Raw genomic sequence first — 12,388 nt, 5'->3', positions numbered from 1 at the left:
GGCTCGCGCTGCAAGCGGCCAATCGCGGCTACGTGATGGATTCCGGCACGATCACGATGTCGGGCAATGCGAAGCATATGCTCGACGACCCCAAGGTGCGCGCCGCCTACCTCGGCGAGTGACGCAGCCTGCCCGCGCCCGCGACACGAACGCGGGTGTGGGCTTATGGCCCATCGTCTGTGCATACATGGGCCCGAGCCGGGAGACGGCTCGTATTTCATCTAAACCCGACTTAACAAGGGATAAATCATGAAGCAATCGCTCAGCGCTAGCAGCGTTGCGGCGGCGCTCGCGCTCGTCGCTGTGTCTCAAACGGCATCTGCCGATACGGTCGTCAAGATCGGCCACGTTGCACCGCTCACCGGTGGTTTGGCTCATCAAGGTAAGGACTGCGAAAACGGCGCTCGCCTTGCCGTTGAGGAAATCAACGCGAAAGGGCTCGTCATCAATGGCCAAAAGGTGACCCTGCAGCTCGATGCGCAGGACGACGCGGGCGATCCGCGCACCGCAACGCAGGCCGCGCAACGGCTCGTCGACGACAATGTGGTTGCCGTCGTCGGTCATGAGACGTCCGGTACCTCAATTCCCGCTTCGAAAATTTACAGCGACGCCGGCATCGTACAGATCTCGCCGGCGGCCACGAATCCGACTTATACGCGGCAGGGCTTCAAGACGACCTACCGCGTCGTTGCGACCGACGAGCAGCAAGGGCCCGCACTCGCCAACTATGCGGCAAAGAATCTGAGCGTTAAGACGGTTGCGGTGGTGGACGATTCCACGGCCTATGGCCAGGGCCTCGCCGTTCAATTCGAAAAAAGCGCGAAAGCGCTCGGCCTCAAAGTGGTGTCGCACGACGCGACCAACGACAAGGCCGTGGATTTCCGTGCCATCCTCACGAAGATCAAGGGGGAGAACCCTGACGCGATCATGTACGGCGGGATGGATGCCACCGGCGGTCCCTTCGCCAAGCAGGCGCGGCAGCTCGGCTTGCGCGCGAAGGTGTTGGCGGGCGATGGCGTTTGCACGAGTTCGCTCAAGACACTCGCGGGAACGGCAGCCGACAACGTCATCTGCTCACAGGCGGGCAGGTACTTCGAAAAGATGGATGGCGGCAAAGATTTTGAAGCGAAGTATGTCAAGCGCTTCAATCAGCCGATTCAGCTTTACGCGCCGTACACGTACGACGCCGTCTACATCATCGTCGATGCGATGAAGCGCGCCAACTCAACGGAGCCGGCAAAGATTCTCGCTGCCATGCCGGCGACCGACCACAAAGGCATTATTGGAGAGACCGCGTTCGATGCAAAAGGTGACCTGCAGCACGGCGTAATTTCCCTCTTCGGCTATAAGGACGGCCAAAAGACGCTCATCGAAGAAGCGAAGATGTGATGTAACGATCGTTGCATCGCGATAGCAAGGAAGGCCGCATAGGTATGCTCTTATGCGGCCTTTCTCTTGTTTCAGCTTTCGGCTACGCCGATGACGGTCGGGCCGGATTACAGCGTATCGAGCACCGTGCGCAGCATCGCCATCATTTGATCGATTTCGTCATTCGTCACGGTGAGGGCGGGCATGAATCGCAGCAGGTTCGGCCGAGCCGCATTCAGCAGCAATCCATCGGGTTGCATCAGGCGGGCCTTCTCGACAATTTGCGGCCCAATATCTTTCCCGAGCATCAGTGCACGCAGAAGGCCTTCGCCGCGCTCGCCTTCGAAGCCGCGCTCGGCCGACAACTCGAGCAGCCGATCTCGCAAGTAGGCGCCGCGCGCACGCACGCCTTCCAAGAAACCGGGCGCCGTCAACTGGCTGATAACGGCATGGCCCACCGCCGTCATCAACGGATTGCCGTTGTACGTGCCGCCTTGGTCGCCGGCTTCGAAGACGGCCACTTCGGCCTTCGATAGCAATGCCGCGAGCGGCACGCCGCCGCCGATGCCCTTGCCGAGCGTCATGATGTCCGGCTCGATGCCGGCAAGTTCGTAGGCGAAGAGGGTGCCGGCACGGCCGCAGCCGCTTTGCACTTCGTCGACGATCAGCAACAAGTTGTGGCGCTGGGTGAGCGCGCGCAACTCGCGCATGAATTCATGCGTTGCCGGAATGACGCCGCCTTCGCCCTGGATGGGCTCGAGCATGACCGCGACGGTTTTTTCGCCGATCAGCCGCTCGACGGATGCGATGTCATTGAGCTCGGCCTTGGGGAAGCCGGGCACCTGGGGCGCGTAAAGCGTGTCCCAGCCGGGTTTGCCGCTCGCCGACATCGTCGCAAGCGTTCGGCCGTGAAAGCCGTGGTCGAACGTGATAATTTCGTACGCGCCGTTTTTGTATTTTCTGCCCCACTTGCGCGCAAGCTTGATCGCGCCTTCGTTCGCCTCGGCACCGCTGTTCGCGAAGAACACCTTGTCGAAGACGCTATGCTCGGTCAGCAGCCCGGCGAGTCGCCCCATTGGCTCGTTGTAGAAGGCCGGCGATGGGTTCAGCAGTTGACGTGCCTGTCCCTCGATCGCCTCGACGATGGCGGGGTGGCAGTGGCCGAGCGAATTGACCGCCCAGCCTTGAATGAAATCGAGGTAGCGCTTGCCTTCGTTGTCGAAGAGCCAGGAGCCGGCGCCGCGCGTGAAGACGACCTCGGGCCGGTTGGTGATGTACATCAGCGACTCAGTCGGGTACTCGTTGAAATGCATGGGCGGCTCCGCGGTGTTGAAGTAGAAGACAAAAATGAATCCGGCAAAGAAAAAAGCCACGGGACTCCGTGGCTTTCGCTATTCGACCGATTGTGCGCCTGACTAATGTGCTACAAGGCGCGCATCCGCGATGAGCCGACGGCTTGCGGGGAAGGCAGCGGGCGGCGACGTCGGAATAGTGTCTGGGTGCGATTCATGCGCGCAAGAATACGACAGCATGCAAGCAGATGCAATCGCAATGCATGATGGCGCGACACTGCGCGCCGCTTCCCGAGTGGTCGCAATCGGAGCGGCCCTGCGTCAGACGGCGTTGGCGAGATCGGCTTCGCTCGTGAAGGAGTCGGCGTAAAACTCGTCGGAGGGCAGCCCGTGATGCGCCGTGAAATCGCGCTGCGCGGATTCGACCATCACTGGCGCGCCGCATGCATAGACCTGATGGCCTGACAAGTCGGGCAGGTCTTCGATCACGGCCCGGTGCACAAACCCCGTGCGGCCTGTCCAAGCATCACTCGGATCTGCCTCGGAGAGCACCGGCACGAACTTGAAGTTCGGATGGTCTTGGGCCCATTGCGCGGCGAGATCCATCAAATACAAGTCTTTTTTGCGGCGCCCGCCCCAGTAGAGCGTCATCGGCCGGTCGATTTGCTTGAAAAGTGCGTGCTCGACGATGGCCTTGATCGGCGCGAAGCCGGTGCCCGAGGCGAGCAGCACGATGGGCTTGTCCGAATCCTCGCGCAAGAAGAACGTGCCGAGCGGCCCCTCGAAACGCAGGATCTCGCGCTCCTTCATCGTATTGAAAACGTGATCCGTGAATGCACCGCCTGGCATATGCCGGATGTGAAGCTCGAGCGGCCCTTCCTCATGCGGTGCGCTTGCCATCGAATAGCTGCGGCGCTTGCCGTCCTTCAGGATGAATTCGATGTACTGCCCGGCAAGGTATTGCAATCGCTCATTGGCTGGCAATTGCAACTTGAGCATGGCGACGTCATCGGTCTTGCGCTCGATCACGTTGACGCGGCACGGCAGCTTTTTGACCTGCATGTCGCCAACGCCGGAGATTTCCCGCACGTCGATGACGAGATCGCTTTTCGCGCTCGCGCAGCAAAAAAGAGCCATGCCGCGTGTTTTCTCGTCGTTGGAAAGTGCTGAGGAGGAGTGCGAGCGCTGCTCGACTTCGCCCGAGACGACCGCGCCCTTGCACGAGCCGCACGCCCCGTTCTTGCAGCCATAGGGCAGGCCAATGCCCTGACGCAGGGCGGCCGAGAGCACCGGCTCGTCCGGTTCAACTTGGAACTGCCGGCCGCTTTGCCGGAGGGTCACGTTATATGCCATAGCATCGAAACAGAAAAGGAAAAAATTGGCATCCCGCCCGCAGCGGTGCGGCGTGTAAGTCCCATGGCAGCTACAATGCGCCATGGTTATCCCACGTATTTTGCGGCGCCCGCGCGTGCTTATCGTCGGATGCGGCGACGTCGGCTCGCGCGCCGCACAGTTGCTGCTTGCCGGTGCGGTGCGTCCGCGCGTCATTGCGCTGACGAGCCGGCCGGAGCGTGTAGCGTCACTGCGTTCGGCAGGCATCGCGCCGATCATCGGCGATCTCGACGCCGCGCGGAGTCTTCACCGCCTTGCCGGACTCGCTCCGACTGTCCTGCACTTGGCGCCACCGCCGCCAAGCGGAGAAGACGATCCACGCACTCGCGCGTTGATCGCCGCTTTGACGAGGCCTAGCCGGGGGCGGCGTCGGACTGTCGCTGGCCTGACGCCGTCGAAGTCTTGGCTACGCCACCGAGCGCCCGCTGCCCTTTCCCGGGCACGGCTCGCCGGCCCGTCTATTGTAACCGAGGCCGTTACGGCCGCTCCGGCACGCCGGCCGATCAGGTTCGTGTATGCGAGCACGACGGGTGTCTACGGTGATTGCAGCGGCGCAATGATTGACGAAACGCGGCCAGTGCGTCCAATGAACGCCCGAGCGAGGCGCCGAGTATCGGCTGAGCGGCAACTGAGGCGGGCCACTGTGCGCGGCGCGTTGGCGGCGAGCATCGTCCGTATCCCAGGGATTTATGCGGCTGAACGGCTGCCGCGTTTGCGCTTACAGCGGGGCATGCCCGCGCTCGTCGACGAAGAGGATGTCTACACCAACCACATCCATGCCGACGATCTTGCGGCAATCCTGCTGCGGGCGGTTGCGCGGGCGGGCCATTCACGCGTCATTCATGCCTCGGACGACACGGTACTGAAGATGGGCGCTTACTTCGACCGGGTGGCCGACGCGCTCGGCATGGCGCGCCTGCCACGCATCACGCGCGAGACGGCCCAACGCGAGTTGGAGCCGCTCACGCTTTCGTTCATGAGCGAATCACGTCGTTTGGCCAACCGGCGGTTAAAGCGGGAACTGCGCATGACGCTACGCTATCCGACGGTCGACGATTTTCTCGCCACCGTGGCGCGCGGCGTCGGCTGATAGGGCTCGCTGCTTACGGCCCATGGCTGGCCGAAGAGCGTTGAAATGTGCATGCAAAATCAGCAGAGGGTGGCTGAATTGTCAATCAGGTCAGCGCCGGCAGCGCTTCTAACAGCAAGAAGCAAAGCAGCCCGGCGATCAGCACGCCGATCAAAGTGGGATCGTAGTGGCGCTTAGCACGCCTTGTTTTTGCCAGAACGCCGCCCACGATTGCGCCGAGTGCCGCGAAAGCAAGAGTGATCAATGAGATTTGGAAGCTGGCTGCAACCATAGCTTTCCCCTTCCGTGAAAAGACTTTGTAATATTTGTTTATCTAAGTATAGGGCGGTAGCGGAAAACGGCGTGGCATATCGAAGATCCAGCATCTCTTTACTTCGGATGTGGGAGCCGGCGATCACGTGCCGGGGCAACGTGTCGCGACAATGATTTCACGCATCGCAGATGCCCCGATGGCGGGGGCGCAAACGAAAGAAGCCGGAAGGTTGAACGGACTCGCTCAGTCCCTCAGCGCTCGCCGAGCGCGAGCAAGTCGGCCGCATCGAGCCATCGCCATTCGCCCTGGGCGAGCGTCGCCGGCAAGGCCAGCGAGCCGATGCGCTCGCGATGGAGCGCCTCGCAGCGGTTGCCGGCCGCCGCGATCATGCGCTTCACTTGATGGTACTTGCCTTCGTTGATGGTCAGCTCGAGCAGTCGTTCGCCGCGAGCGAGCACCGCGGCGGCGGCGATGGGTTTGCTTTCACCATGCAGTAGCACGCCATCGCTCAGGGCCGTGAGCTGCGCGTCGTCGATGGGGTGACGTGTTGTCGCGATGTACGTTTTCGGGACCTTGCGCTTGGGTGACGTGTAGGCATGAATGAATTTGCCGTCGTCGGAGAGGAGCAGCAGCCCGGTCGTGTCCTCATCGAGGCGTCCGACACATTGCACGCCGCGCGTGGCGAGCGGTGCCGGCAGAAGACTGAACACGCTTGCATGATGTTGAGGGTCGCGCGAACACTCGTAGCCGGGCGGCTTGTGCAGCATCAGATAAGCGTGTTCGCGGTAGTGCCACGCAGCGCCGTCGACCTCGAACATCAAGCCGTCCACAGCGAAAACGGTATCCGGCTCGATGCAGACGGCGCCGTCCACGCTTACGCGTCCGGCGGCGATCAAGGCGCGGCACTGGCGCCGCGAGCCGAATCCCTGGGTGAAGAGAATGCTTTCGAGATCCATGCTGCGGGCAATGCTTTGAGTTATGTTGGCGTTGGCGAGAGGCGTACGCAAAACGAAGACTGTTCCCGGATCCGCACCGGAAGTCATGCGGTGTGGTCGGTGGCAGCTAAGAGGCAGGCGAAAAGCGATCGTACCGTGACGGTGGCGCTATCGTAAAACGACGGCAACCATATCACAGGTCAAACGTGTAGTGACCGAGAGCGCAGGATCGCGAGAGGGTGGGGGGACTGGTTTTAAACACGGGGCATTGAAAACGCCGCCCCCCAAATGCCGGCCCGCTCTCTACTACTTTCCCTCTTGTGTAACCGATCGAGACCATCCAGACTCGACAACACCCACTCATGGGCCAGCTTTTCTCCGGTGCCTAGTCCGCATTGCCGACCCTCAAGCGCCTCGCCATGACATCGACGACCATTCCGCTGACTTCGGGCTCAAACTTTTGCCCCGTGCTGCGCAACGGCATCTGGCATTTCCCTATTCATCACATGCGCGGGGGCACATCGACAGGCATCGTGATCTGGGAGCGCATGGCGCCCAAGGAGAACCGGGTCAGGGAAGAACTCCTGAGGCACATCATGGGCGTGCCTGCTGAAGGCTACGCGCCCGGCAACCGACAGACGGCCGGACTCGGCCGCGGATCGCCGACCAGCAACAAGGTGTTCTTCGCGGATGTGGAGTTGATCGCCGATGCCCGCCCGCGTCTTATAAGTACGTTGGCGCAGCTCGCCGCGGACCATGGTCGCATCGATTGGAGCGTGAACTGCGGCAACATGTCGTCGGCTTTGCAGCTTTGGGCGGTCGACATGGGTTTCATCGATGCGTCGCCCGGCGCACATGCCATCGATATCAGAAACACGAACACCGATAAGGTGATGACGTCTCGAATGGCCGTGGAGCTTGACGGTCGATTCGCCGAAACGCAGATACCCGGCGTGTTGGGAAGGTTTCCTGCTGTCGATCTCGTGCTTCGCAATCCCGTTGGGGCGAAGACGGGCATGCTGTTGCCGACCGGTGCGGCCAGCGAGAACATCGATGGCTACCTTGTCAGTTGCGTCGATGTCGCGGTGCCGATGGTGATCGCGAGGGCGAGTGATTTCGGCAAGACGGCTCACGAACCCCTTGCGGAGCTCGCCGGTGATCTGGCGTTTCTTGGCAAGGCGAAGGAGATTTGGGTCGAAGCGGGGCAACGAATGCGATTGAAGCGCAAAGATGGCGTACCCATGAGCCGCGACGAACTCGCGCGCAGTGAAACGATCCCCAAGTTTTGCATCGTCGGCGAGCCGCGTTTCGGCGCAGATCTATCCGTTCGTTACTTCACGCCGCAGAGCCTGCATGCATCGTTGGCCGTTTCAGGCGGGTGTTGCCTCGCAGCAGCGACGTTGATTCCCGGGTCCGTCGCGCACGACATCGCAGGCAAGACCGCGACGCCGGGCGTCGATGAAGTGCACGTGGCGATTGAAAATCCGGCCGGGACACTCGAGACCACAGTCATTGTCCGCCGATCGGAGGATGGGCCAACGATCGCGATGGCGGCTTATCGGCGAAGCGCACAAGTTCTATTGAAGGGCTTTGTCCCGCTATATAACGCGTCGGCTGCGCTGGCGTCGGCGCTCGATCGGCAGTGCGGGTCCGATCGGTCCGATAAGTGACTACGGGCGGCTGGGTCGTCGCGGTGAAGCGCGCGGATCGAAGGCGAGGCATGATTCGACACCTCGATGCCTCGTCAGGCCTTGTGCTCGCGAGCGCGAAATGGATTGTGGGAAGGCGCGTTATGTCTTTTAGCGGGCGGCGCGTTGCGGCGTGTAGTTTCCGATGAGCTGACACACGGCTTGGGCGTCGCGACAGGCGTGCAGGCGCTCGCGAAACTCGCGGTCGCAGAACAGCTCCGCGACTTCCGCAAGCAGGTGCAGATGCATCGCGTTTGCCCATTCGGGCACGAAGAGCGCCACAACATCGGTTACGGGGCTGCCGTCGGGGGCGTCGAACACGATGGGTACGAGGGGCCGCACGTACAGCACAATCGCTTCACGCAGGCCTTTGACTTGGGTGTGCGGCACGGCCACGCCAAGACCCAGTCCCGTCGAGCCCAGCACTTCACGTTGCGTGAGCCCGAGCGCTACGGTTGCGGCCGGCGGCCCGCCGTGCCGCTCGACGAGCTTGCCGAGCTGTGCGAAGAGCGTCTCCCGGTCAGTTGCCTCAACGCCGAGTAACACGTGATCTTCGGATAGGCGTTGAGCGATCGTGCTACGGGGCGAGCTTTCGTTGCGTTCCACTTGCGAATCGGGACGCGTAGGCGGCTCCGGGTGCAGCAGATCCTGCCACGCGCCGGAGGGCGCCTCGGGGACTTCGAGCAGTCGTACCACTTCGGCGGTGGGCGCGAGGGCGGCGACCCGCCGCATTGCGCCGGTTACTGCTGACCTGGGCAAATAGAGCGACAGCCGTACGCGATTCCTGTCAGATAGCGGCGTTACCCGGATCGTCCACGGCTGACCGACGCAATCGCGAATCAGCGCTTGGCGCACGGGCGTTGCATGCTGAGCGTCGAGCGTCACGCGCATCATCACGTTGCGGCTTGTCTGCGGGCGCGTTCGCACTCGGGCGGCTTTGCCGCCGAGGCCGAGCAGGGCGAGCAAGCCTAATCGGGGTCGCATGTCACTCTCCGGATGGTGCTGTTTGGATCTTTGCTGTGAGAAGCACGGTTATGGGCGACCTGCCCGATGACAGAACGTGGCGTGCTTACCATGCCCGAATCCAGGGTTCGCCGTCGGCTGTCGCGTCGCTCGTTACAACACTGCGCTCATCCCGGCCATATCTGTTGGCACGATGACCTGAATCCGGTTGACACGCAACACGCGGACGCAAGCCGGCTGCTGTCGGCCGCACAACTGACCGATGCAACCTGCGATCGAAACTCACCGATTCCCCTTATGAGTTCGCACCAGTGCGAGTGAAGACGTGTCGTCGAGGCAGTACCACTGCGGTGCGGAAATGCCTGAGTTGATCATCTAACGCGACCACGTGCAAGGCCGCGGTAAGCCCTGGCCGACTGAGAGATGCTCGATCCTTCGCAATCGCTGGCGGTTTTCGCGGTGTGCAAAGGTAGCGCTTGTACGCTAACTCGTGGAGGGTTGGAGCGTGTATTCCGGCACGGGCACCAGGATTCCCCTTAAAATTCAATGAAATACAGACGATTGGCAACTTGTCTGGGGGGGCGGGAGCGGTAGATTTTCGTGTAATCTACCTTGCAAGCTGCATTTTTGAATGCTTCGCGTGACTCTTCGCTGCTCATATGATCGCGGCGGGACGATCTACTTCCGGCGAGCCGTTCCGGATGACCTGCAGGACCGACGCCCGGCCACGCTCGTCAAGGTCAATTGGGGAACAGGCGATGTCCGCGTAGCGGCTCGCAAGATCGAAGCGATCAACCGGAGGCTTGAGGCCGAGTGGACGCTTTTCTGGGGGAGGCCCCACCCACCTGCGCCGCGCCGGCAAACGTAAAACGCCGTACGGTTTCATACAGCCCCCCGCTCTGGCGCAGCGGGGCCGTTTGCGATCAGTCCGAGATGTTCCGTTTCGAGGCAAAAAATTCGGAGGCGTCAATGGTCGAGAATGAACTGCTCCCCTCCTGGAACGACGGCGCACCGAAATCGGCCATCCTCGACTTTGTAAGGCGTGTGACAACGCCAGGCGGAGGGGATTTCGTGCCGCCGCGAGAGCGCATTGCCACGTTCGACAACGATGGAACTCTCTGCTGCGAGCAGCCGCTCCAGATGCAGTTCTTTTTTCTCTTTGACCGGGTGAAGGAATTCGCGGGCAAAGACCCGGCGCTTAGGGAGCGCCAGCCGTTCAAGGCGGTGCTGGAACATGATTACAGCACGCTCTTTAGTCTTGGCAGACAGGCGCTGCTTGAACTTGTTTTCGCGACTCACGCGGGCATAACAGACGAGGAGTTTGACCAACTCGCGCGCGGATGGCTTGCAACGGCCGCGCATCCTACATTCGGTCGACTGCACAAAGAGTGCATTTATCGGCCACAGCTCGAGCTGCTCGCGTATCTGCGTGAGAACGACTTCAAAACCTACATCGTTACGGGAAGCGGCATCGACTTCATTCGTGCGTTCGCTGATGAGGTTTACGGCATCCCACGAGAACAGGTGATCGGCTCGAGCGCAAAGCTTCGCTATGACGTGACGGGCAGCGGCGGCGTTTCGCTCATGAAGCTTCCAGAGCTCAACAGCTTCGACGACCGAGAGGCCAAGCCGCTAAACATCGGCTTGCATATCGGCCGCCGTCCGGTGCTGGTATTCGGCAATTCAGATGGCGATCTCCCCATGATCCGCTACGCCAAATCCGGGCGTGGCCCGCGGCTTGCGTTGCTCCTCCATCACGATGATGCGCAGCGCGAGGCGGCCTATGATCGCGAGTTCAGATTGAGCCCGCTGGCCGAGGCGCTCGACAAAGCCGAAGACTACGGCATCACCCGCGTAAGCATGAAACGGGATTGGAAGAAGGTGTTCTGATTGGAATTCAGGGCACCTCAGGCCAGCCGCTCGGTGCGTCTGGGCGGTTTTGGTTTCTACATATCATGAATCGATACGCCGTAGAGAGTGCTGGAAAAGTCGCATAGGCTGGCATTACCTCAAATCTCGCCTGCTGTTCGCGCCAACGTGGAGGCACATATGGGTAAGCACTTCGACGTCTTTTCGTCTGTTGGTCTCGGGTTGGGTTTGGTGTTTGTGCTTGGCGAAGGGGCGGCCGCGCAACAAAACTCGGTGACGGCGATCGACATCGCGCTCGAGCCTGACGCGACGATGATTCAGCATGCGAGGGACGCCAACGCTCGCCTGCTCAAGGATTTTCCGAAGGGCTTCACGCTGGATGAGACGCACCACCCGCACATTTCCCTGCTGCAGCAGTTCGTCCGCACAGAGGATCTCGACAAGGTATATGCGGCAGCGAACGCCGTTATGGCCAAAGAGAAGCCCACAACATGGACGTTAAAGGCGTTCAAGTATTACTACATCCCATCTCCGCCGATTGGCCTTGCGGGAATCGTGGTCGAACCGACTCAAGACCTGCACAGGCTGCAAGATGAACTCATTGCGGCCGTTAAACCCTACACTGTGAAGACCGGTACCCCGGCAGCCTTCGTGAGCGACGAGGGCGGCCGCGACATCCAGGAATTCCTGATCAGCTACGTCGGCAATTTCGTTAGCGACGCGGCGGGCAAGCGCTTCAACCCGCACGTGACCATCGGCGTCGGAACGCAAGCGTATTTGAACAAGATGCTGGCTGAGCCATTCACGTCGTTCACATTCTCGGCGGTCGGCGCGTCGGTCTACCAGCTTGGCACCTTTGGCACAGCTCGGAAGGAGCTGAGGGCATTAACTGCGTCCCGCTGACGTGAGACGAGCGGTTTCAAATCGTCCTCGGTCAGTCCTCGGCGGATTGTCTCGCGTGATGGTTCCTCATGATCCGTCAATCGGACAATGGGAGTTCGATGGCGGGATGGCGTTCCCTGGTGACTTGCTATTTCGCCCGTGGTTCCGAGTGTGGATGTACTGGGATTTCGGGATTCGAGACGAAGACCGGAAACAATGGAGAGGAAGTTTGGTGCCCAGGGCCGGACTCGAACCGGCACGCCTTGCGGCGGGGGATTTTGAGTCCCCTGCGTCTACCTGTTTCACCACCTGGGCAGGTGCGCCATCGCATGATGCGCTGGCGGAAAGACGGTGATTATGGCGTAAAAGCCGGGCATGGGCAAGTTTTCCTTGCTTGGACTGAACTTTGGGCCAACCTGCTGCGGCTGCAAGCCCGCGAACTCAGGTCTTCGTCGCTGCAGCGGCCTGATGCTGGCAGGGCTGGCAGGGCTGGCCCGGGCTCAAAGCTCGTAATTTTCGTGCTCGCCTTTGAGCGCCTGCTCGATCAGCTTGCGCGTGAGCATCGGCGAGAGCAGCTCGACAAGCGTGTAGACATAGCTGCGCAGATACGCGCCTTGCTTGAGCGCGACCCGCGTCAGGTTCGTGCCGAACAAGTG

At 61.2% G+C, this 12,388-nt stretch carries 11 protein-coding genes, 1 tRNA gene and 2 pseudogenes; 7 read left to right on the top strand and 7 right to left on the bottom strand.

The annotated features are described in order from the left end of the window. Window positions 1-122, top strand: a pseudogene (locus VL598_RS03155) (ABC transporter ATP-binding protein); the annotation flags it as partial. Between the two features lie 127 nt (window positions 123-249). Then, window positions 250-1,389 carry a branched-chain amino acid ABC transporter substrate-binding protein gene (locus VL598_RS03150; RefSeq protein WP_325325246.1) on the top strand — a complete coding sequence of 380 codons (1,140 nt, stop codon included), beginning with the start codon at window positions 250-252 and terminating at the stop codon, window positions 1,387-1,389. A 107-nt stretch (window positions 1,390-1,496) separates the two neighbouring features. Here the strand turns inward: VL598_RS03150 and VL598_RS03145 are convergent, their stop codons facing one another. Continuing rightward, window positions 1,497-2,681 (bottom strand): acetylornithine transaminase, encoded by a 1,185-nt coding sequence (locus VL598_RS03145; protein ID WP_325325248.1) that lies wholly within the window; start codon window positions 2,679-2,681, stop codon window positions 1,497-1,499. Window positions 2,682-2,981: 300 nt separating this feature from the next. Further along, window positions 2,982-4,013, bottom strand: coding sequence for a CDP-6-deoxy-delta-3,4-glucoseen reductase (locus tag VL598_RS03140; protein ID WP_325325245.1), 1,032 nt, complete (start codon window positions 4,011-4,013; stop codon window positions 2,982-2,984). 82 nt (window positions 4,014-4,095) lie between these two features. On the opposite strand from VL598_RS03140, the gene VL598_RS03135 reads away from it, so the two are divergent. Continuing rightward, window positions 4,096-5,142, top strand: a complete 1,047-nt coding sequence (locus tag VL598_RS03135; protein WP_325325244.1) for an NAD-dependent epimerase/dehydratase family protein — start codon at window positions 4,096-4,098, stop codon at window positions 5,140-5,142. 85 nt (window positions 5,143-5,227) lie between these two features. On the opposite strand, the gene VL598_RS03130 is transcribed toward VL598_RS03135, so the two are convergent. Both VL598_RS03130 and VL598_RS03125 read right to left on the bottom strand, forming a co-directional pair. Beyond that, a complete protein-coding gene (locus tag VL598_RS03130) occupies window positions 5,228-5,413 on the bottom strand; it encodes a hypothetical protein (protein ID WP_325325243.1) in 186 nt (61 codons plus the stop codon). Between the two features lie 233 nt (window positions 5,414-5,646). After that, a complete protein-coding gene (locus VL598_RS03125; protein ID WP_325325247.1) occupies window positions 5,647-6,351 on the bottom strand; it encodes a 16S rRNA pseudouridine(516) synthase in 705 nt (234 codons plus the stop codon). A gap of 398 nt (window positions 6,352-6,749) precedes the next feature. On the opposite strand from VL598_RS03125, the gene VL598_RS03120 reads away from it, so the two are divergent. Further along, on the top strand, window positions 6,750-8,000 hold the full coding sequence (locus VL598_RS03120; RefSeq protein WP_325325242.1) for a PrpF domain-containing protein: 1,251 nt from the start codon (window positions 6,750-6,752) through the stop codon (window positions 7,998-8,000). Window positions 8,001-8,129: 129 nt separating this feature from the next. Here VL598_RS03120 and VL598_RS03115 read toward each other — a convergent pair whose 3' ends face one another. Further along, a complete protein-coding gene (locus VL598_RS03115; protein WP_325325241.1) occupies window positions 8,130-9,002 on the bottom strand; it encodes a PTS sugar transporter subunit IIA in 873 nt (290 codons plus the stop codon). 610 nt (window positions 9,003-9,612) lie between these two features. On the opposite strand from VL598_RS03115, the gene VL598_RS03110 reads away from it, so the two are divergent. The 3 genes from VL598_RS03110 (at window position 9,613) to VL598_RS03100 (ending at window position 11,753) form a co-directional block, all read left to right on the top strand. Then, on the top strand, window positions 9,613-9,849 hold the full coding sequence (locus tag VL598_RS03110; protein WP_325325240.1) for a DUF6538 domain-containing protein: 237 nt from the start codon (window positions 9,613-9,615) through the stop codon (window positions 9,847-9,849). Window positions 9,850-9,950: 101 nt separating this feature from the next. Then, entirely contained in the window at window positions 9,951-10,871 is a 921-nt protein-coding gene (locus VL598_RS03105; RefSeq protein ID WP_325325239.1) for an HAD family hydrolase, read from the top strand. A gap of 87 nt (window positions 10,872-10,958) precedes the next feature. Next, window positions 10,959-11,753, top strand: coding sequence for a 2'-5' RNA ligase family protein (locus VL598_RS03100; protein WP_325325238.1), 795 nt, complete (start codon window positions 10,959-10,961; stop codon window positions 11,751-11,753). A gap of 209 nt (window positions 11,754-11,962) precedes the next feature. Here VL598_RS03100 and VL598_RS03095 read toward each other — a convergent pair. Together VL598_RS03095 and VL598_RS03090 are read right to left on the bottom strand one after the other, a co-directional pair. Continuing rightward, a tRNA-Leu gene (locus VL598_RS03095) sits at window positions 11,963-12,047 on the bottom strand. Window positions 12,048-12,232: 185 nt separating this feature from the next. Further along, a pseudogene (locus VL598_RS03090) lies at window positions 12,233-12,388 on the bottom strand (transcriptional regulator); the annotation flags it as partial.

The sequence above is a fragment of the Trinickia sp. genome (assembly GCF_035492435.1).
Classification (GTDB): Bacteria; Pseudomonadota; Gammaproteobacteria; order Burkholderiales; family Burkholderiaceae; genus Trinickia.
This window is presented reverse-complemented; position numbering and strand designations above follow the sequence as displayed.